The sequence below is a fragment of the Alcanivorax sp. DP30 genome (assembly GCF_009882945.1).
Taxonomy (GTDB): Bacteria; Pseudomonadota; Gammaproteobacteria; order Pseudomonadales; family Alcanivoracaceae; genus Alcanivorax.
In genome coordinates, this window is record NZ_WTUY01000004.1 from 989,293 (window position 1) to 1,008,520 (window position 19,228).

The 19,228-nt window shown below is 58.3% G+C and carries 19 protein-coding genes; 9 read left to right on the top strand and 10 right to left on the bottom strand.

All coding sequences use genetic code 11. The annotated features are described in order from the left end of the window. Position 1: 1 nt before the first annotated feature. Positions 2-853 carry an intermembrane transport protein PqiB gene (locus tag GQF00_RS10825; RefSeq protein ID WP_161319151.1) on the top strand — a complete coding sequence of 284 codons (852 nt, stop codon included), beginning with the start codon at positions 2-4 and terminating at the stop codon, positions 851-853. Between the two features lie 164 nt (positions 854-1,017). Here the strand turns inward: GQF00_RS10825 and GQF00_RS10830 are convergent, their stop codons facing one another. The 3 genes from GQF00_RS10830 to GQF00_RS10840 all read right to left on the bottom strand — a co-directional run bounded on the left by GQF00_RS10830 (position 1,018) and on the right by GQF00_RS10840 (position 3,476). Next, a complete protein-coding gene (locus GQF00_RS10830) occupies positions 1,018-1,773 on the bottom strand; it encodes an SDR family oxidoreductase (RefSeq protein ID WP_161319152.1) in 756 nt (251 codons plus the stop codon). A gap of 195 nt (positions 1,774-1,968) precedes the next feature. After that, positions 1,969-2,646 (bottom strand): histidine phosphatase family protein, encoded by a 678-nt coding sequence (locus GQF00_RS10835; RefSeq protein ID WP_161319153.1) that lies wholly within the window; start codon positions 2,644-2,646, stop codon positions 1,969-1,971. Then, on the bottom strand, positions 2,646-3,476 hold the full coding sequence (locus GQF00_RS10840) for an SDR family oxidoreductase (protein ID WP_161319154.1): 831 nt from the start codon (positions 3,474-3,476) through the stop codon (positions 2,646-2,648). Before GQF00_RS10840 ends, GQF00_RS10835 begins: the two co-directional genes overlap by 1 nt. Before the next feature lie 147 nt (positions 3,477-3,623). Here GQF00_RS10840 and GQF00_RS10845 point away from each other — a divergent pair, with 147 nt between their 5' ends. After that, on the top strand, positions 3,624-4,535 hold the full coding sequence (locus GQF00_RS10845; protein WP_161319155.1) for a LysR family transcriptional regulator: 912 nt from the start codon (positions 3,624-3,626) through the stop codon (positions 4,533-4,535). A gap of 173 nt (positions 4,536-4,708) precedes the next feature. Here the strand turns inward: GQF00_RS10845 and GQF00_RS10850 are convergent, their stop codons facing one another. Further along, positions 4,709-5,188: a helix-turn-helix domain-containing protein gene (locus GQF00_RS10850; protein ID WP_161319156.1), complete on the bottom strand. Its 480-nt coding sequence runs from the start codon at positions 5,186-5,188 to the stop codon at positions 4,709-4,711. 108 nt (positions 5,189-5,296) lie between these two features. Between GQF00_RS10850 and GQF00_RS10855 the strand changes: the two genes are divergently transcribed. Both GQF00_RS10855 and GQF00_RS10860 read left to right on the top strand, forming a co-directional pair. Further along, positions 5,297-6,022 carry an SDR family oxidoreductase gene (locus GQF00_RS10855; RefSeq protein ID WP_161319157.1) on the top strand — a complete coding sequence of 242 codons (726 nt, stop codon included), beginning with the start codon at positions 5,297-5,299 and terminating at the stop codon, positions 6,020-6,022. Positions 6,023-6,098: 76 nt separating this feature from the next. After that, positions 6,099-6,689 (top strand): 2-hydroxychromene-2-carboxylate isomerase, encoded by a 591-nt coding sequence (locus tag GQF00_RS10860; RefSeq protein WP_161319158.1) that lies wholly within the window; start codon positions 6,099-6,101, stop codon positions 6,687-6,689. Here GQF00_RS10860 and GQF00_RS10865 read toward each other — a convergent pair whose 3' ends face one another. Beyond that, the gene (locus GQF00_RS10865) at positions 6,690-7,844 is read right to left on the bottom strand and encodes a lipid A deacylase LpxR family protein (protein WP_161319159.1); all 1,155 of its coding nucleotides are present in this window, start codon (positions 7,842-7,844) and stop codon (positions 6,690-6,692) included. 331 nt (positions 7,845-8,175) lie between these two features. On the opposite strand from GQF00_RS10865, the gene GQF00_RS10870 reads away from it, so the two are divergent. Then, complete coding sequence (locus GQF00_RS10870; RefSeq protein ID WP_161319160.1) at positions 8,176-9,342, top strand: acetyl-CoA C-acetyltransferase; 1,167 nt, start codon at positions 8,176-8,178, stop codon at positions 9,340-9,342. Between the two features lie 342 nt (positions 9,343-9,684). On the opposite strand, the gene GQF00_RS10875 is transcribed toward GQF00_RS10870, so the two are convergent. Genes GQF00_RS10875 through GQF00_RS10890 form a run of 4 tightly spaced genes read right to left on the bottom strand, consistent with a single transcriptional unit; the run spans position 9,685 to position 13,740 of the window. Beyond that, positions 9,685-10,797, bottom strand: coding sequence for a HupE/UreJ family protein (locus GQF00_RS10875; protein WP_161319161.1), 1,113 nt, complete (start codon positions 10,795-10,797; stop codon positions 9,685-9,687). Then, entirely contained in the window at positions 10,794-11,921 is a 1,128-nt protein-coding gene (locus GQF00_RS10880; protein ID WP_161319162.1) for a tetratricopeptide repeat protein, read from the bottom strand. The genes GQF00_RS10875 and GQF00_RS10880 overlap by 4 nt, the downstream gene beginning before the upstream one ends. A 40-nt stretch (positions 11,922-11,961) precedes the next feature. Continuing rightward, a complete protein-coding gene (locus tag GQF00_RS10885; protein ID WP_161319163.1) occupies positions 11,962-12,210 on the bottom strand; it encodes a hypothetical protein in 249 nt (82 codons plus the stop codon). Between the two features lie 12 nt (positions 12,211-12,222). Beyond that, positions 12,223-13,740, bottom strand: coding sequence for a DUF4331 domain-containing protein (locus GQF00_RS10890; protein ID WP_161319164.1), 1,518 nt, complete (start codon positions 13,738-13,740; stop codon positions 12,223-12,225). Between the two features lie 164 nt (positions 13,741-13,904). On the opposite strand from GQF00_RS10890, the gene GQF00_RS10895 reads away from it, so the two are divergent. Continuing rightward, positions 13,905-14,450 carry a sigma-70 family RNA polymerase sigma factor gene (locus GQF00_RS10895; protein ID WP_161319165.1) on the top strand — a complete coding sequence of 182 codons (546 nt, stop codon included), beginning with the start codon at positions 13,905-13,907 and terminating at the stop codon, positions 14,448-14,450. After that, the gene (locus GQF00_RS10900) at positions 14,447-15,139 is read left to right on the top strand and encodes an anti-sigma factor domain-containing protein (protein WP_161319166.1); all 693 of its coding nucleotides are present in this window, start codon (positions 14,447-14,449) and stop codon (positions 15,137-15,139) included. Before GQF00_RS10895 ends, GQF00_RS10900 begins: the two co-directional genes overlap by 4 nt. A 172-nt stretch (positions 15,140-15,311) precedes the next feature. On the opposite strand, the gene GQF00_RS10905 is transcribed toward GQF00_RS10900, so the two are convergent. Continuing rightward, positions 15,312-17,225: an ATP-binding cassette domain-containing protein gene (locus GQF00_RS10905; RefSeq protein WP_161319167.1), complete on the bottom strand. Its 1,914-nt coding sequence runs from the start codon at positions 17,223-17,225 to the stop codon at positions 15,312-15,314. Between the two features lie 59 nt (positions 17,226-17,284). Here GQF00_RS10905 and GQF00_RS10910 point away from each other — a divergent pair, with 59 nt between their 5' ends. Continuing rightward, positions 17,285-17,749: a TIGR02444 family protein gene (locus tag GQF00_RS10910; protein ID WP_370519486.1), complete on the top strand. Its 465-nt coding sequence runs from the start codon at positions 17,285-17,287 to the stop codon at positions 17,747-17,749. 148 nt (positions 17,750-17,897) lie between these two features. After that, positions 17,898-19,172: an adenosylmethionine--8-amino-7-oxononanoate transaminase gene (bioA, locus tag GQF00_RS10915; protein ID WP_161319169.1), complete on the top strand. Its 1,275-nt coding sequence runs from the start codon at positions 17,898-17,900 to the stop codon at positions 19,170-19,172. Positions 19,173-19,228 lie beyond the last annotated feature (56 nt).

Sequence of the window (19,228 nt, forward strand, 5' to 3'; positions counted from 1 at the left end):
CATGGAAGCACCTGAAGTGAAAAAGTCACATTGGCCATCCCCTATCTGGTTGGTGCCGCTGCTCAGTCTGATCGTTGCGGCCTGGTTGCTCTACGATCAGTTGCTGCAGCGAGATGTGCTGATCGAGATCAGCTTCGAGAGCGGAGCGGGTATCAAGCCGGGGGTGGAGCTGCGCTACCGTGGGGTTCCGGTGGGCAGTGTCGACGATATTGTTCTCAGTGACGATCTGAAGACAGTGAATGTGCATGCCAGCCTGAACCGGGATGCGGAGAAGCTGGCGAGAGAGAACAGCAAGTTCTGGATTGTGGAACCGGAATTGGGCATTGCCGGGGCCCGCAATCTGGATACCCTGGTGTCGGGGAAATACATCGCCGTGGAGCCCGGTGACGGCGAACAGCAAAAGGCATTTGTCGGTCTGGAAACGCCGCCGGATCAACAACCGGACCTGGGGTTAAAAATCACCCTGGTGGCTAACGAATTGGGCTCCCTGAAAAAAGGTCGTCATATTTATTATCGCGATATGGAAGTGGGCACTATTGGAGACAGCGCCCTCAGCGAGGGCAGTCGCTATGTGGAAATTCAGGCGATCATCAAGCCGGAATACAGCAAGCTGGTGCGTACCAATAGCGTGTTCTGGAACAGTTCAGGTCTGACTGTCGATGTGGGTCTGTTCAAGGGGGCGGAGGTGCAGTCCAGTTCACTGGAAAATTTGCTGCGTGGCGGCATCAGTTTCGCCACCCCGCCTGAGCCAGGTCCTCTGGCAGAGGAAGGGCGCCGCTTCCCGCTCAACCGCCAGGCCAAAGACGAGTGGCAGGAATGGGCGCCCATCATGCAATGGCGGGAAAGCAATTAATAATGAATAGTTAACAATGAATAACGGAGCGATAGCGTGTTGCGCGTGCTTCTATGCAAGAGGCCGATCCCGGATTTTGGGCGCGGCCTCCAGCGTTATAAAAGAACAACAGCGCTGCTCGCGCAGCTATTAATTATTCATTATTAACTGTTAATTGCTCTTTATTACCCCATCAGCTTATCGACAAGCTTGAGGGGCAGGTTGCGCATGGCGCTGCCCATGGGTGCCCAGGGCCAGGATGGCACGGCGGCATTCATGACTTCCTTCTCGATATTTTTCACCAGTGCCTTGCAGCCGGTTTCGGTGTCAACGATGAAGGGTGTGTTCTTGAGCTTCTCGTTGATCTCCGAACGAATGAATCCGGGGAACAGGGTGGTAACCTTGATGGGAGTATTCATCAGTTCCATCTGCAGTCCTTCTGCCAGCATGGCCACCCCGGCCTTGGTGGCGGCATAGGTGGTGAGGTTTTTCTTCATGCCGCGCATGGCACTGATGGATGACACCACCACAAGATGGCCGTCGTTCTGGGCACGGAAAATTTCCATGGCCGCTTCCATCTGCGCCAGCGCTGCCACAAAGTTCACTTCCGCTGTCTGGCGGTTGGCATAGAAGTAACCGGTGCCAATGGGCTGGCCCTTGCCCATACCCGCGTTGACGATCACACGGTCAATACCGCCCAGTTCAGTGCGGAAGGCATCAAACACAGCGAACACCTGATCGTAATCGGCCACGTCTAGCGGCTTGATCAGTACGCGAATGTCAGGATGTTTTTCTTCCAGTTCCGCCTTGAGTGCTTCCAGACGATCCATGCGCCGCGCACACAAGGCCAGGTTGCGGCCTTTGGCCGCAAAGATGCGAGCCATGCCTTCGCCAAGCCCGGAACTGGCGCCAGTGATCAGGATATTCTTGCGGACGGGCATGGCATTTCTCCAAAGGTCGACTGTTGTTTGCAGGAGCACTGCGTGCGAACCAGCGTTGAGTTTCAAGCTACAAGCTACAACGCGTTAAAGGGCTGAGTGATTTGACACTCCGCCGCCCGCGACGCGAGCCTGAATCGCGGGCACAGCATAGACGCGCTGGAATGCCTGAACCGCGTTGCAGCTTGAAGCTTGCAGCTATCGATACGTCACCTGCTCCGTCGGCAGGTGTAGATGTTCATTCACTGACACTAGCCGCAAAGCCCCTGCATTCACAACCAGTCGTGTCACACTGGTATTGATCAAGGTGCGATTCCAGGTGAGCAGGGCGTCGTCGTCCAGGTTCATGAGATGCTGAATGATTACACTGATGGCGCCGCCGGAGGTGAATACCAGGGCGCTGTCACCCTTGCTCAGGCTGTTGCCCAGGCTGTAGGTGCTGGCCAGTACCCGCTCGCGGAACTGTGACCAGCTTTCACTGTAATTGTCCTCACCCCGTTGCCAGCGTCGTACGGCCTGTTCGAAACGTTGCTGGAACACCTTGCGGGGCTGCTCCTGTTGCATCAGCCATTCGGTGACGGCGGCATGGTCCTCGGCCAGCGGCCAGTCCAGGGCCAGAATTTCCTTGTGGTTGTACTCATTGAAACCGGTATCGGTGCGCCACTGGGCAGGGAGACCCAGTTCGGTCAATGCGGCCTGGGCGGTTTCTGTGTGACGGCGCATGCTGCCACAAATGGCCAGGGGAACGCCCAGGTCATGGTTCTGCATGGCCTGGCCGAGAATGCGACTCTGCGCCCAGCCATTCTCTGACAGCTGGTCATAGTCAGGCTTGCCGAAGCTCGCCTGGCCATGGCGAATCAGATAGATCACCGGCATCAGGCGGATTCCGCTTTCTTGATGTGGCGTTCCAGGCGAGTGGCGCTGTCGCGCATTACGCGGCGGAACAGGGGCGGGACAAAGCGCTTGATGAACCAGGCCCGCCGGGCACTCTTGTGGGGGATCAGCAGGAACTGTTTGCGGTTCACCGCCTGCTTGATCATCTCGGCAATCTGGTTGGCGGTGAGCTCGTCGCTGGAAAGCAGCTTGTCCACCATCTCCACCATGCCCGGTTCCGGCGAGCGCACGGATTCATGCAGGTTGGTGCGAAAGAAACCGGGGCAGACCACGGTGCAGTCAATGTTATGGATGGACAGCTCGTTGCGCAGGGTTTCGGACAGGGCGATGACGCCGGCCTTGGTCACGTTGTAGCTACCCATTACCGGCGCATTCATCAACCCGGCCAGGGAAGCGATATTGACGATATGCCCGTGTCCCTGGCGTTTCATCATCGGCACGAACACCTTGCAACCGCGTACCGGGCCTTTCACGTTGATATCGAAGATCCAGTCCCAGTCGGCCAGGTCGCCGCGATCAATCCGCGCGGCGGCAGCCACGCCGGCATTGTTCACCAGTACGTCCAGACCGCCCCAGTGCTGTTCGATCCATTCACGGGCGGCATTGAAGCTGGCCGCATCCCGCACATCCAGATGCTGAAATTCCACGGTGCCGGGCAGGGAGGACAACTGCGCCGCCGTTTCCCGGCCACGCTCATCGTTGACGTCGCCGATAAATACCCGGGCGCCGTCCTTGAGCCAGGCCTCTGCCATGGCACGGCCCAACCCGGAGGCCCCGCCGGTAATCAGAATACGCTGAGAGGTCTGGTTCATGGTGTCCCCTGTTGTTGTGGTGGTTTTGGCCGCAAGCCGTGCGACATGCGACGAGCATCTGGCGTGCGGCATCTATCCATTGACCGATGCTAGTAACCACGCTTCAATTAATCCAATGAATTAACAACATGGAAATTGATTAATTTCATGCATGTCTCTCGGTTTGATCTCAATTTGTTTGTGGTCTTCGATGCCATCTATACCGAGGGTTCCCTGACCCGCGCCGCCAAGGTGCTCAACCTGACCCAACCGGCGGTTAGTCATGCCCTCGGGCGTCTGCGCGACCGTCTGGATGACCCCCTGTTTGTGCGCCAGGGCAGTCGCATGGTGCCCACCGCCAGGGCGCGGGCAATGATCAGCCCGGTACGACACTCCCTGGGCGGTTTCCAGCGTTGTCTCAGCGATGAGGGTGGATTCGATGCCGCTGAAGCCGAGCGGACTTTTGTGCTGGGTCTGCGTGACGGGCTGGAAGGTTGTCTGCTGCCGTCACTGATGGCGGAACTGGTGGGCGAAGCACCGGGCGTGCGGCTGCAGTCGCTGACCATTCGCCGCCGCCAGATGGCTACGGAGTTGGCCAGTGGCCGGCTGGATCTGGCCTGCGATGTGATGCTCGCCATGCCGGAAACCATCGAACATGTGCCGGTGCTGTCCGGCCCCATGGTGGTGTTGATGCGCGAGGGCCACCCGCTGGCGGAGGGCATGGATCTGCCGGCCTATCTGGCGGCCCAGCATGTGCTGGTGTCGTCGCGCCGGGAGGGGCCAGGACTGGAAGATTTCGGGCTGGCGCGATTGGGGTACCGGCGCCATATCCGCATGCGTTGCCAGCATTATCAGGCGGCCATCAGTACCGTCCAGCAAACCGATCTGCTGTTGTCCCTGCCGGCCACGCTGGCGGGACGTTTGTCCCGTGAAGGCATGACAGTCTGTCCGTTGCCTGCTGAACTCAGCGATCTGGAAATGCACCTGTACTGGCATCGAGACCAGAGCGGCGATCCTGCCCATGGCTGGTTGCGGGAAAAGGTGTTGGGGCTGCTGAAAGAACAGCAAGAAAGCAGTTAATAATTAACAGTGAATAGTTAATAGTTGCGCGATAGCGCGTTGTGGTTGTTTCCAGGAATGAGGCCGCGCCCTGTTTTAGGTGCGGCCTTTTACGTTATAAAAAAGAAAAACAAATTTTTGACAGGGTAAGCCGGTCGGGCAGCCTTCACTGTTCACTGTTCACTGTTCACTGTTCACTGTTCACTGTTCACTAAAAGCTTCCCTTCAAACCCAGGGTTTTCTTTCACCTGTACCTCGTTGGCGTTTACGGTGTTGCCGCAGTGGCCGCATTGCAGCTGGGCATCCAGGGTGTGCCCGCAGGTGGTGTGAATGCGGTGGAGCGGGGCCCCGTGCTCGTCAGCCAGGTATTTGTCTCCCCACTGGGCAAGGTGGACGATCACGGGGTACAGGTCTTTGCCTTTCTCTGTCAGGCGATATTCATGGCGGGTAGGACGTTCCTGATACGCCACCTTTGCCAGAATGCCTCCCTCGGTCAGCTTGCGCAGCCGGTCGCTCAGCACATGGCGGGTGACGCCGAGCCGTTGCTGGAAATCGTCGAAGCGGCGAACGCCCAGAAAGCAGTCGCGCAGCACCAGCAAGGTCCAGTTGTCGCCAATGATGGCCAGGGTGCGAGCCAGTGAGCAGGGCTGTTGGTCGATATCTTGCCAGCGCATGAGGAACTCCCGGAGTGAGATTCCGATCATACCCGCTTGACGGGTTCCAAAAAAGAACCCACTATGAGTTCCAATTGAGAACCTACTGACCCCACCCGGGAGAAAGCCATGCAAAATGCAGCCATGTTGGTGATTGGTGCCGGTGATGCCACCGGTGGGGCCATTGCCCGCCGGTTTGCCCGCGAAGGGTACCGGGTGTGTGTTACCCGGCGCACTGAAGAGGCACTGGCACCATTGGTTGAAAGCATTCAGCAGGACGGCGGCTGGGTGCGGGCCTTTGGTTGCGATGCCCGTGATGAAGACGCCATGACAGCCCTGTTCGATACCATCGAAAAAGAGGTCGGGCCACTGGCGGTGGTGGTGTTCAATATCGGCGCCAATGTGCGTTTCTCGATTCGGGAGACCACCGCCCGGGTGTATCGCAAGGTCTGGGAGATGGCGGCCTTTGCCGGTTTTCTCACCGGCAGGGAGGCGGCACGGGTGATGGTGCCGCGTCAGAAGGGCACGATAATCTTTACCGGCGCCACCGCCTCATTGCGGGGCAGTAGCGGGTTTTCCGCCTTTGCCGGTGCCAAGTTCGCACTGCGAGCCCTGGCGCAAAGCATGGCGCGTGAGCTGGGCCCCCAGGGTATCCATGTGGTTCACCCGATTATCGACGGTGCCATTGATACCGATTTTATTCGCGATAACTTCCCCGCCATGTACGCCAAAAAAGACCAGGATGGCATCCTCAATCCGGAACATATTGCCGACAGCTACTGGATGCTCCACCAGCAGCCCCGCGATGCCTGGACCCACGAACTGGATCTGCGTCCGTGGATGGAAACATTCTAAAAAAGCGCGACACGCAAAACGTAAAGATCGTCGTCGCTGGCGATGTACCGATGGAACAACCTGAAAGGACAAACGCATGAGCAAGAAAGTCGAATTCCTCTTTGATGTGGGCAGCCCCACGGCATACCTGGCCTGGAGTCAGCTCCCGGCCCTGTGCGAGCGTACCGGTGCCGAGCTGGCACTGACGCCGGTTCTGCTGGGCGGTATCTTCAAGGCCACCGGTAATAATCCGCCGGGCGCCGTTCCCGCCAAGGGCATGTACATGATGCGCGATCTCGCCCGTTACGCAGAGCGTTATCAGGTGCCGCTGACCATGAACCCGCATTTTCCAGTGAACACGCTGATGCCCATGCGCATTGCCGCTGCGGCCGCCGGCACCCCGGAGCAGGATGCGGTGGTGCGCGCGTTGTTCGAGGCCATGTGGAAAGCGCCCTGCAAACTATCTGAGCCGGACGTTGTTGAAAGCGTACTCAGTGCCGCCCATCTGGACGCCGGGTACTGGCTGGCGCAGGCGGCGGACGACACCGTCAAGGCGCGGCTAAAGGAGAACACCGAGCAAGCAGTGCGCCGTGGTGTCTTTGGCGCACCCACCCTGTTTGTCGGCGAGGAAATGTTCTTCGGCCAGGACCGTCTGGATTTTGTGGAAGCAGCACTTGCTGGCGCCTGATCAAAAGCTGCGTGAAAACACCAGGCCGCCCCACAGTACGTTTCGGTCGCCTTCTCCCTCGCGAAGTTCTGAGGTATGCCCGCGCAGCACATAACTCAGTCGGTAACCGTCGGCGAATGCCCAGGTATACCCCAGCCAGGCTTCGGCCAGGGCGTGGTTAACCTCGTCGCTGTCATAGCTCACTTCGCTGTCGCGAAACTGCCCCTGCAGGAAGGCGTTGTAGCCTCGCCCTATCAAGGCGATACCGCCCCACACATAGTGCTCGCGAATATGTTCGCGTGTGGTGGGACTATTGCGCTCACCATAGCGCACCAGCTCCGGATTGCTCTGCCACCAAGGGCTGCGCAGCTTGCCCGCACGAAAACTAAGGCTCCAGCGTGCTTCGGTGATGTACCCCAGGGAGCCTTCCATGGTGCTTTTGACTTCCAGATTGTCCGAGGAAACCGGCAGGGTTTTCTGACGCGCCAGTGAGTAGCGAGCGGTGGGTTCGCCTCCGTCGCTGATCTGGTTGCCCCAGCCTTCGGCATGTTTACTGCCAATCACTTTGTGCACACCGTTCTGGACCTTGCCGGCAAGATCCAGGCCCAGTGCGCCCACGGTCAGGGTGCTGTGCCAGGCAACCTGCTCCTGCGGATTGACCTGAATGCGGCTACTGGAGGCATAAAGCATGCTGGCATAAGGGCGATCATCGTATTGAGGTGAAGAGACACTTGTGTCTTCAGGGGTAAAACCGAACAGGCCAGCTTCAAAGCTGTGCCCCTGCACGCTGCTCTGGCCAATGCCGTGGACACCCAAGGTACGGTCGAGCCAGCCCAGCGGAGCATCCAGTGAAAGGATGAAATCCCGGGCCTTGGTACCTGTGGCGGCGGCACTGATTCCGTAGGTGTAATCCTGATCACGTGTGCCGGGGACCAGCGCATCATTATCAAGAGTGAAAGACCAGCTGCCGGTATCTTGCTCATGGTTCGATTGAATCCGGGGCAATGGCGGCCGGTCTGCATCAAATGCCGGCTCGCCCGCTCTTGCCAGCTGCAGTGAATCTCTGTGGCCGGGGAGTGCCTCGGCAGATACGGTGGACGCCATCACCAGCAATGCAATCACCAACGCCGTGATGATTGCAGGGTTTGTCGATGTCGAGTGTTGTGCGGTCCTCATTGTTTGTCTTCACCCTGTGGCTACGTTGTCGGCTTGGGCCGAAACCTGGGTGCTGGACGGGTTTTGAATGCTGCGCTTTGTTGTTCTGCCAGCGGTGCGCGTCGCGCGCACTGTCTTGCTGGTTATGATCATTCCAGCCTTTTTGATAAAAAAGAGGTATAAGTGTTGGGATTTAATCGATTTTTTCGAACTTTATGTTTTTTTACTTAACCCGGGCTGACCGGATTCACAGAGCGGTAAAAAAAGGCGTCATTGAGCGAGGCCCGGCTGCATCGTAGCCTGCTAGCCATATTTCCCGTGGTAATCAGTCAGCAAGATTGAGGAGGCCCAGGTGGCAGAAGCATATATCGTAGCGGCGGTACGTACCGCAGGTGGCAAGAAAAACGGTCGTTTGAGCAAGACGCATCCGGCGGACATGGGCGGCAAGGTCATTGATGCTGTTGTCGAGCGCACCGGCATTCCGGCTGAGAAAGTGGATGACGTGATCTTTGGTTGTGTCAGCCAGATTGGTCCGCAGACGTTCAACGTGGCACGTACCTCCATCCTCAGCTCCTGCCTGCCGGAATCCGTACCGGGTGTGTCCATCGACCGCCAGTGTGGCTCCTCCCAGCAGGCCATCCATTTTGCTGCCCAGGCAGTGATGAGCGGCACCCAGGATGTGATCATTGCCGGTGGTGTGGAATCCATGAGCCAGGTGCCGATTGGTTCCCCGGTAACCGCCGTGAAGGAAATGGGCAACCCGTTTACCGGCATTATCAGCGAGCGTTATCCCGGCGAGAGCTTCAGCCAGTTCAATGGTGCTGAGCGCATGGCAGCCAAGTACGGTGTGAGCAAGGAAGAGCTGGATCAGTTCGCCTATGACTCTCACAAGCGTGGCATGGCAGCTACTGAAGCGGGCCGCTTCAAGGAAGAAATCATTCCGGTCACCGTGACCCTGGAAGATGGTAGCCAGGAAGAGCATCTGGTGGATGAAGGTATTCGCTGGGAAGCTGAGCTTGAGGCCATCAAGGCGCTGAATCCGCTGGTGGAAGGCGGTTATATCAGTGCGGCCAACGCCAGCCAGATTACCGATGGTGCGTCCGCCTTGATGATCGTTAGCGAGAAGGCGCTGAAAGAATTTGGCCTGACGCCGCTGGCGCGCATCCATGCTATGTCCGTGGTTGGTTCTGATCCGACCATGGTGCTGGAAGGTCCGATTCCTGCCACCGAAAAAGTCCTCAAAGATGCCGGCATGACCATTGGCGACATCGATCTTTACGAAGTGAACGAAGCCTTTGGTTCTGTGCCGCTGGCATGGATGAAGGCGATCGGCGCTGACTACGACAAGCTCAACGTCAACGGCGGCGCTCAGGCGCTGGGTCACCCGCTGGGTGCCACCGGTACCAAGCTGATGGGTACCCTGATTTACGAACTGAAGCGTCGTGGTGGCAAGTATGGTCTGCTGGCGATCTGTGAAGGTCTGGGCACTGCCAACGCGACCATCGTGGAAGTGCTGTAAGGCTTAGTTGAAAGTGAAAAGTTGAAAGTTTAAACGCGGGTTGGTGTGTGCCAGCCTCAAGCGATTGGCGCCGCGCTCCCGCGAATGTTCAACTTGATAAAAAGCCGCCCCGGTTATCCGGGGCGGTTTTTTTGTGCGCAGGATTTTATTTGAAGCCGTGCAAGCTTGTTTGGTGAGGGTCAAGCAACGCGTTTCAAGTTGCGAAAATCAAAAGGGTAAAAGAAAAACCTTTTGCACTTGGGCAGCCCGGGTTTTGATTTTCGCAACTCGCAACTCGCAACTCGCAACTCGAATTCGCCTGCAGGCAGGCTCCTGCGGCATTATTTGGTTTTTGATGCTGATTCAATTAAGCCGTTCCACCAGCCATACTCCGGCCAGTACCATGATGGATAGCGACCCTGCCGGCACGAAAATCCGCTGATAAAAGTGCGTTTGCCGCAGCAGGTAAGCGATGGGGACAAAGACCATCACGATGGCGACCTGACCCAGCTCTACGCCCAGGTTGAAACCCAGTAACGGCAGGAAGACGCCGCTGTCGGTGAGGCCAAGATCGGCCAGCACAGAGGCAAAACCCAGGCCGTGAATCAGGCCGAACACGAAGGCCATGACCCAGCGTCGCGGGAAGTAGCGGGGCAGCAGATTGGCGATGGCGCCCAGTGCCACAGTGGCGGCGATGGCGGATTCTACCAACCAGGAGGGCAGCGTGATGATGCCCAGGGTGGCCAGCGCCAGTGTCAGCGAATGGGTCAGGGTAAAGGCGGTGACGATGGAGAGGGTCTGGCCCAGTGCCTGTGTCATGCTCGGTGCCGGTTGCCAGCCCCCGGTGCGCCAGATCAGCACAGCAGGAAACAGCAAGGTGAGCAGAAACAGGATGTGGTCATAGCCGATCAAAATGTGATGAACACCTTGGCCGATAAACCCCTGGAAGGACTGCCAGCCGGAATCGCTGCCGAGTTGCTGGCGACGCTCACCGTCACTGAAGGTGGTGCTGATCACCGCATCATCCTGGCTTAACCGCAGCAGGCCATGGTGATCCGGATCCTGTTGAAACAGGAACTGGTAATCCACGTCCAGGCGTTGCGGTGCCATGTTGCAGTTGCCCTGCAAATGTAGCGCGGCATATTGCCCGTCCACGTGATCGATCACCTGAAGTCGGGTCAGGTTCAAGGGGCAGCCTGCGGTCTGTCCGTCAGCCATGGCATTGACGCTAAGCATGGCGAGCACTTTTCCGTTCAGTGCCGGCTGCTGGCGTTGCAGCTCCCCCCAGGTGATCGCCCCATCCTTGTTGGTATCCAGCGGCAATACCAGATTCAGGTCGCGCAGGGCGATATCCCAACGACCGCTCACCGCTGTGCTGTCAGAACGGGTTTCCAGTTGCAGATAGCTGTCGCTGGGCTTATGGGCCTCAGCCATCCCGGTGACTACCAGCAGCAGGCAGCAAAGCAATCGTTTCATGGTGAGGCATCCTGGAGCGGTTGTGAGGGTGCATCGCTGATGCCATGGAGATCGATGAACTGCATGGCCTGCTGATGGGCATCCTGATCGCCACTGGCCGCAGCGCTGGCGAGCAGAATGCGCAGGTCGCTGATTTCACGCTGCGTTTCCCAGTTGGCTTGAGCGGTTTGCAGGGCGGCCTCGGGGCGCGCTGAAACCTGTAGCTGGAAGCGCGCCTGTTCACGCAGATGAATATCCCGTCCGGACTGCTGCGCAGCGTTCAGCAAATCCTGATACGCCTGTTGCCAGCGATCTGCATCGGGATGGTGGCTGCGCTGTGCGGCAATGGCGAGGCGCAGCAACGCATTCTCCCGATCCTGCCATGGCTGCAATGCCGCAATGACTTTGTCATTGTCGCCCCGCATCAGTCTCAGATCGTTTTGCAGATAGACCAGATAGGGGGGCTGCGGGGCGTCTTGCAAGGCCGCATTGAGGTAGTTATTGGCCTGATCATAGAGACCCTGCTGAATCGCCATTTCGGCAAGCAGGGTGTGCAACCAGCGTTGCTCATTGCCGGGTGAGGCGAGTCCGCTGTCAGCCAGTCGTTGCAGGGTTTGCCAGGCCTTTGGCAGTTGGCCTGTCATGGCCTGGATGCTGCTCTGGCAAATCACCACGGTGGTAGGTGGCAGGGTCGACGCGCCTTGGCGGCAGGCATGTCGGGCATCCTCAAAACGCCCCTGCACCCGGTGAAGATTGGCCAGCATCAGCCAGGCCTGGCCATCATTGGGATGGCGTTCGAGCAGTTTGGTCAGACGGGTTTGTGCCTGAGCAAACTGATGCTGGCGTTGCTCAATCTCTGCCATCAGCAGGGCAATGGGCGGGGATGAAGGGGAACCCAGCCAGGGCGACAGGATGGCCCGTGCATAACCAAGAAAGCGGGAGTCCTCCCGCTGTCGGGCATAGTCAATATACTCGCGGGCCTGACGGATGGCGTTGGCCTCGCTGCCCGCTGAAGCCGGTTGTCCCAGAGCCTGTTCAGCAGGGGACAAGCGGACAAGAATCTGGTCGTCGGAGTTCGGGGTATAGGGTGCCGCACTGGCCAGCCCGGCAAGCAGGCTGAACAGTGCGACAAAAAAACGTGCCACCACAAGATTGCAGTGATGACACGCCCCCCGTTCCGCTCCTTTACTTGTTGCTATCGAGAACACTGTCATAAGCCTGTGGGTTATCCATGTCCCGATTGATGAAACGGATGTTGTTGATGTTCACCGGATCGCGGGTGTCGCGGGTGTTGGCCAACTGCACCTTGACGAACGCGGTGTAGTTGATCGCCGCGTTAGCCTGCGGTGGCGGAACATCATTGTCGTCATCTCCGCCACAGGCGCTTAACGCCAGGGCGGACAACAACAGGGTAACGCTGGGTAATAAACGCATGGTGTCCTCCTGTTATTCCACCGCAACATTGTCAGCACCCGGCAGCGGGGTGTTCAGATACGGGAACACGGTGAGGTAGGCAGCCGGGTCGGGCAATGCGCCATCGTTCACAATGGCTCCGCCATTCACCTGACTATCCTGGGTGCCGCAGTTGCCAAGCTCACCGCCGGCGGCTTCACCATTCAAATCCAGACCACACAGGAAGCCTTCGGCTGCCGTCAGGGCGATATCCACCACGTCATCAATAGGGCGACGGCCATTGGGGAAGCCGGCAAAGTCGCCACCGGCGACGCCAAGATCCACCTGTGCGCCTGCTGCAGTAGCGGGGACACCGGTATTCAGACGTAGCATTTCACTGGCGGTCACGGTTGGCAGCTGAGTCACACCGGGTACGCCGGTCAGGAAAACCGTGACCAGATCATTTCGCGGGGTTTCTGGTGCAGGCACACCAAACAGGATTTCAACCAGTGCGGGCAGCGTAGGGTTGGTCACGTAAGTGGCAAACTGGCCATCGTCTTTGGGCTCGCTGGTATTGAAGCGGTCCTTGTCCTGAAGACCAATTACCACCTCATTCACCAGTGGGTTGCCGAGGCGGGATACCTGGGTATAAGCGCCGCCTTTCACTGCCGGGCCTTTCGCATTGGCGCTGGCCGTGGTGTCAGTGCCTTGCGGGGCAGGGTTGAAGACAGTGGCCTGGCGAACGCTGGCGGTGGTCCAGCCGCCGATCACGGTGTTTTCGCCGGTCAGGCAGGAGGCCGGCACTTCCAGTGCCAGGCTGGTCACGTTCTTGTCGCCAATGGTGTTTCTTCGCGAATCACGAGCGCCCAGTGGGTTCAGGGCGACCAGATCAAACACTTCGCCGAGATTGACCACGAAGCCTTCCTGACGTTGGCCAGCAAATACCTTGCCGGGCATGGGGCAGTCGGGAATGGTCACATCATAAACAAAGGAATCCGCATAGGTGGCGTAGTCCGGAATCGATTGGGTGCCGATATTGTCCAGTGGCTTGGCAAAGGTGTCACTGCCACTGCCAGCGTTGGTGAGCGTTTGTACGTTACCGGTACGACGATCACCGGTGATCATTTTCACCGTGTAGCTTTCCAGCACGTTCTGGGCCGTGTTGTCGGCAGCAGTGATGGCGCCGATATTAATCAACGGAACGGGTACGTTAACGCCGCCCACATCCACCGCCAGGTTCTTGCGTTCCGTGTTGAACTGGAACTGGAAGGTTATGTCTTCCCGGGCATTACCGGTGTTGTCGATATGAATCTCGTAGATGGCATCGTCGTCCAGGGAGAAGTAGTTCGGGCCGCCATAGGCATCCTGCAGGGGCAGGTAGTTGGCAATCAGCGTGACATAACCGTCCCGACCGGATTCATAGCTGTTGAACATGTAGAAATCGGTGCCGTCGACCTTGGGCATACCAGTGATGAAGGGGGCCTCCCGGTGGCTGGAGGCCAGCGATATCGAGCTGGCAAGGAGTGCTGCCAACGTACAGGCAGCGGGTAAAATAAATGAATGGCGTTGCATGGTCTGTCTCCCTTAGTGGGTATTGTGAAGAGAGTTACGCGCGCGGATGGCGAATGGATGCAAAAAATATTTTGTTTTTTTATGCATCCATGTCCGCTTTATTCACGTACTACTGACAGGAGCGATGTCATGACTGAGATCTAATCTTCAGTCAGGTTCAGGTCATGGATTGCGATAACGAACGGTTGGTGACATTGCTGGCAAGGTCCGCTCAGGGAGACCGGCAATCGTTTGCCAGTCTTTATCAGCAAACCAGTGCAGCGCTGTACGGCATGTGCCTGCATCTGTTGCGTAACAAGGATGAGGCTCAGGACGTGCTGCAGGAAACTTACATTCAAGTGTGGCATAACGCAGGCGAGTACCACGCCGACCGGGGTACACCAATCACCTGGCTCATGTCTATCGGGCGTTATCGCTGCCTGGATGCGCTTCGCCGCCGTCGTCATCATGTGGATTTCGACCAGGTGGCATCCGTTAAAATGAGTGAAGATGCGGGGCCGATGGAGCGGGCAGATGCCCAGCTAGACCGGCAGCGGTTAAGCGATTGTCTAAAGGATCTCGACGAACGATATCGCTCTACTATTGAAATGGCCTATTTTCGCGGTTTTACCCATCAGGAGCTCGCAGTCGCCATGGGACAGCCATTGGGAACCACCAAGAGTCTGGTGCGTCGTGGGCTTTCAGTTTTGAGACGGTGTCTCGGCTCATGAAGCCAGACAGTTTCGAGCGCAATCAGGCGCTGGCATCCGAGTTCGTAGTCGGCACGCTGCAGGGCGCCGCGCGCAAGCGTTTTGAACGCTGGATGATGGAGTCCCCCCGGTTGCGTCGGCAAGTATGGTACTGGGAGCGAAGGCTGGAACCGTTCAACAGCAGCCTGCCTGAAACCGAACCGCCGCCGGCCCTGTGGAATGCCATCGAGTCGCGTTTGTTCCCTGCGCCGCCACAAGCTACATCTGAAAGAGGGTTCGGCCTGTCATTCTGGCGCTGGACAGCGAGCCTGGCCATGGCTGCCGTGTTGGCGTTGCTGGTGTGGACGCCGCTGCCTTCACAGCCCGCTTCCGGTTTGGTTGCCGTGGTGCAGTCTGAGCAGGCCCAGCCGTTATGGGTGATGAATGCCTCCGCGGGAGATCACAGCCTTACACTGAAATCCCTGCCTCCAGTGGCAGCCGGCACAGATCAGGATTATGAGTTGTGGTTGTTGTCCGAATCCGGCGTGCCGATTTCGCTCACCGTGTTGCCCACCGAAGGCGCTGAACTCAGGATTACGCTGAATGATGAGCAGGTGCGCGAATTGCTGAAGAGTCGTTCGTTGGCCATCAGTCTTGAGCCCAAAGGCGGTTCGCCCACTGGCCAGCCCACCGGGCCGGTGGTTTACCAGTCGCAGTTGGTAGAGATGTGATTTATGCCTGGCTCCGGTTTCACGTGCGCGTTTTTTTGGGGCAAACCTGAGCTTGCCGGATGAAGGGGTAAGTCACGAGTTTCGAGTTTCGAAGAGCAAGATCCTATCCAACCCAAAAAGGTTCTTGGGTTTTTGATTTTCGAAACTCGAAACTCAGTCGAAGCTTTGCCGGCTAGCCGATCTCCGCTTCTGCTGCCTCTAACGCTTCCATGGCTTCCAGCAATTCGCCTTCCAGCTCATCATGTTGTTTTTTAAGACGTGCCTGATCACCCAGTAGTCCGTTCATTTCGTTCTTGCGGCTGTCATCGGTGTAGAGCGACTCGTCGCCCAGTGCCGTTTCGGTTTTTCCCAGCTGGCTTTCGCACTCGGCCAGTTGTTTCTCGAGTTTCTCCACCTGCTTTTTCAGCGGGCGCAGCTGTTCGCGTTTCTGTGCGGCAAGCTGGCGTCGCGCCTTGGCATCCATGCCGTCATCGATTTTTTCTTCGCGAGCCGGTTTGCCGTCCTTGCGATTCTGTTGCAGCCAGCGGGCGTAGTCGTCCAGATCGCCATCGAAGCGGGTCACGGCCCCATTGGCCACCAACCAGAATTCGTCCACGGTGGTTTCCAGCAAGTGGCGATCGTGAGACACCATCACCACGGCACCTTCGAAAGCCTGGAGGGCCATTGTCAGCGCTTCACGCATGTCCAGGTCCAGGTGGTTGGCCGGTTCATCCAGCACCAGCAGGGCGGGTTTTTCCTGGACGATCATGGCAAGCGCAAGACGGGATTTTTCGCCGCCGGAAAAACGCCCGATGGGGGCAAACACATCATCACCATTGAAGCCGAAGCGGCCCAGTTCGCCACGCAGCTGTGACTCGCTCCACGTGGGATAGAAGCGCGACAGCATCTGGTAGGGCGTGTCACTGTGATCTAGCCGGTCCACCTGTTGCTGGTGGAAGTAGCCGATAGCCAGATCGTTGTCTTTCTCGAAGCGGCCTTTCAATGGCGGCAGCTCGCCAACCAGGGTGCGAATCAGGGTGGATTTGCCGGCGCCGTTGGGCCCCAGCAGGCCAAGCCGGGATTCCGGTCGCAGACTCAGGCTGACGTTATCCAGAATCGCCACATCGCCATTATCGCTGTGATAGCCGCATTGCACCCCCTCCAGATTCTCCATCGGGTTGGGCAGCTTTTGCGGCGCGTGAAAATCGAAACTGAAGCCGGAATCCACATGGGCCGGGGCAATCATTTCCAGCTTTTCCAGTGCCTTGACGCGGCTCTGGGCCTGCTTTGCCTTGCTGGCCTTGGCCTTGAAGCGGGCAATGAATTTTTGCAGATGCGCTACCTGAACCTGCTGCTTGTCGTGCATTTTCTGTTGCAATGCCAGCTGCTCGGCGCGCTGACGTTCAAAGTCGGAATAGCCGCCGCTGTAGTGATGCAGTTTCTGTCGTTCAATATGCAGGATCTGATTGACCGTGGCATCAAGGAAAGAGCGATCGTGGGAAATCACCAGCAGGGCGCCAGCCTGTTGTACCAGATAGCCTTGCAGCCAGAGAATGGCGTCCAGATCCAGATGGTTGGTGGGCTCATCGAGCAGCAGCAAATCGGCATCGCTTAACAATACCTGCGCCAGGTTAAGACGCATGCGCCATCCACCGGAGAAACTGGACACCGGTTGTTGCTGCTGCGCTTCGCTGAATCCCAGGCCGGCCAGCAAGGTGGCAGCACGGGCAGGTTGCTGCCAGGCGTGGAGGGCTTCCAGTTCGCCATGGGCCACCGCGATGGCATGGTTGTCACCCTTGTTTTCTGCATCGGCCAATTTTTGTTGCGCAGCACGCAATGCCTTGTGACCATCAAGCACATAGTCAACTGCCGGCCGCGCCAGCGCAGGGACTTCCTGGGCCATCATCGCCAACCGCCAGTCAGCGGGGAAGTTCAGGTTGCCGCCATCGCTCTCCAGTTCGCCCATGATAAGCTTGAACAGCGAGCTCTTGCCGGTGCCGTTGCGGCCCACCAGCCCAACGCGCCAGCCTTTGTGAAGCACAAAGCTGGTATCTTCGAGAAGAAGATCCGGGCCGCGGCGCAGGTTGATATGTTCCAGAGAGAGCATGAACGACATCCAGTGAAGAAACCGGCGCAGTGTAAGCCAGCTACGCTATGGGGGAAACCGTGGACGATACCGTGAAACAGGATCTGTGGCGTTATGCCCTGCTGCGTTGGCAGGACCGGAAGTTCGAACAGGCCTGTCTGCATTTACAGGATGACTTTCAGGTGCCGGTGTCACTGCTGCTGTGTGGCCTGTGGCTGGCGGAATGCGGCAAGCAGCCGGATGCGCTGGTCGGCCGGCGCATGGCGGAGCTGGCAGGATCCTTCGAAACCGAATATCTGCGTCCGTTGCGAGAGGTTCGCCGCAAGGCATCCACAGACTCGCGCCTGCCGGAATTCAAACGCCAGCTCCAGCAGGTGGAGTTGGAGGGCGAGCGCTGGTTGCTCACCACGCTGCCAGGCCTGTGCGTCAGCCTGTTACCGGCAGGCAAGCCGGTGGATGCCATGGGCTGGATGCTGGTGCTGGTGCCCGAGCTGGCACAGTGCGAGGGGCTGCAGAGGGCGCTTGGCGAGTTAGCGGCACAGTAGGAGCCCCTCTCGAGGTGCGAACAAATTTGTTACTCGCTACCGCTCGGTTCGCACCTCGAGAGGGGCTCCTGCAGGGGCGCGACCTTGAGCTTTGAATTTTCAGTGCCCCCCTGCCATTCTTCCCTTCCACGTATTGCCCGGACGTCCCATGACCACCGATCTCGATTTCGACCGTGACCATCTCTGGCACCCGTATACCTCCACGTCCAAGCCGCTGCCGACTTTTCCGGTGGCCAGCGCCAAAGGCGTTCGATTGACGCTGGAGGATGGCCGTGAGCTGGTGGATGGCATGTCGTCCTGGTGGGCGGCGGTGCATGGTTATAACCATCCAGTGTTGAACCAGGCGGCGAAAGACCAGATAGACCGCATGGCCCACGTCATGTTCGGTGGCCTGACCCACGAACCGGCGGTGGAGCTGGGCAAGAAACTGGTGGCATTAACGCCGGAGCCGCTACAGAAAGTCTTTCTGGCGGACAGCGGCTCGGTGTCGGTGGAAGTGGCCATCAAGATGGCGCTGCAGTTCTGGTTGAGTCAGGGGCACACCGGCAAGGACAAGCTGCTGGCCCTGCGCAATGGCTATCACGGTGACACTTTCGGGGCCATGGCAGCCTGTGATCCGGTCAATGGCATGCATTCCCTGTTCAGCGGTGTGCTGGCGCAGCATCACTTTGCCGAGGCGCCACAGAGTCCGTTCGACGGCCCGCTGGATCCTGCTGATGTGACGGCAGTGCGCACACAACTGGAACAACATGGCGATGAAATCGCGGCGATCATCCTCGAGCCGGTGGTGCAGGGTGCCGGGGGCATGCGTATTTACAGTCCGCAGTACCTGAAAGCGGTACGTGCATTGTGCGACGAGTTCAATGTACTGCTGATCTTCGATGAAATCGCCACCGGCTTCGGTCGTACCGGCAAGCTGTTTGCCCTGGAGCATGCGGGTGTCTGTCCGGACATTCTCTGCCTGGGCAAGGCCATCACCGGCGGCTACATGACCCTGGCTGCGGCCCTGTGCACCGACCGGGTAGCTGCGGGGATTTGTGAGGGCGAGGCCGGCGTGCTGATGCATGGCCCCACCTTCATGGGCAACCCGTTGGCCTGTGCGGTAGCCAATGCCAGCATTCAGCTGTTGCAGGATTCAGATTGGGAGGCGCGGGTCGCAGCCATTGAGGCACAGCTGAAGGCGGAGCTGCTGCCCTTGAAGCAATGCGACAGCGTGGCAGATGCCCGTGTGCTGGGTGCGATCGGCGTGATGGAAATGCAGCAACCGGTGGCCATGGAAGAGGTGCAGAAAACCTTTGTCGAGCAAGGTGTCTGGATTCGCCCCTTCGGCAAGCTGGTCTACATCATGCCGCCGTTTGTGATTGAGCCTGCAGACCTGAGCAAGCTGATCGCGGCCATGCGGGATCTGGCTGAGCGGAGCTGACAGCTACAAGCTACAAGCTACAAGCTACAAGCTACAAGCTACAAGCTACAAGCTAC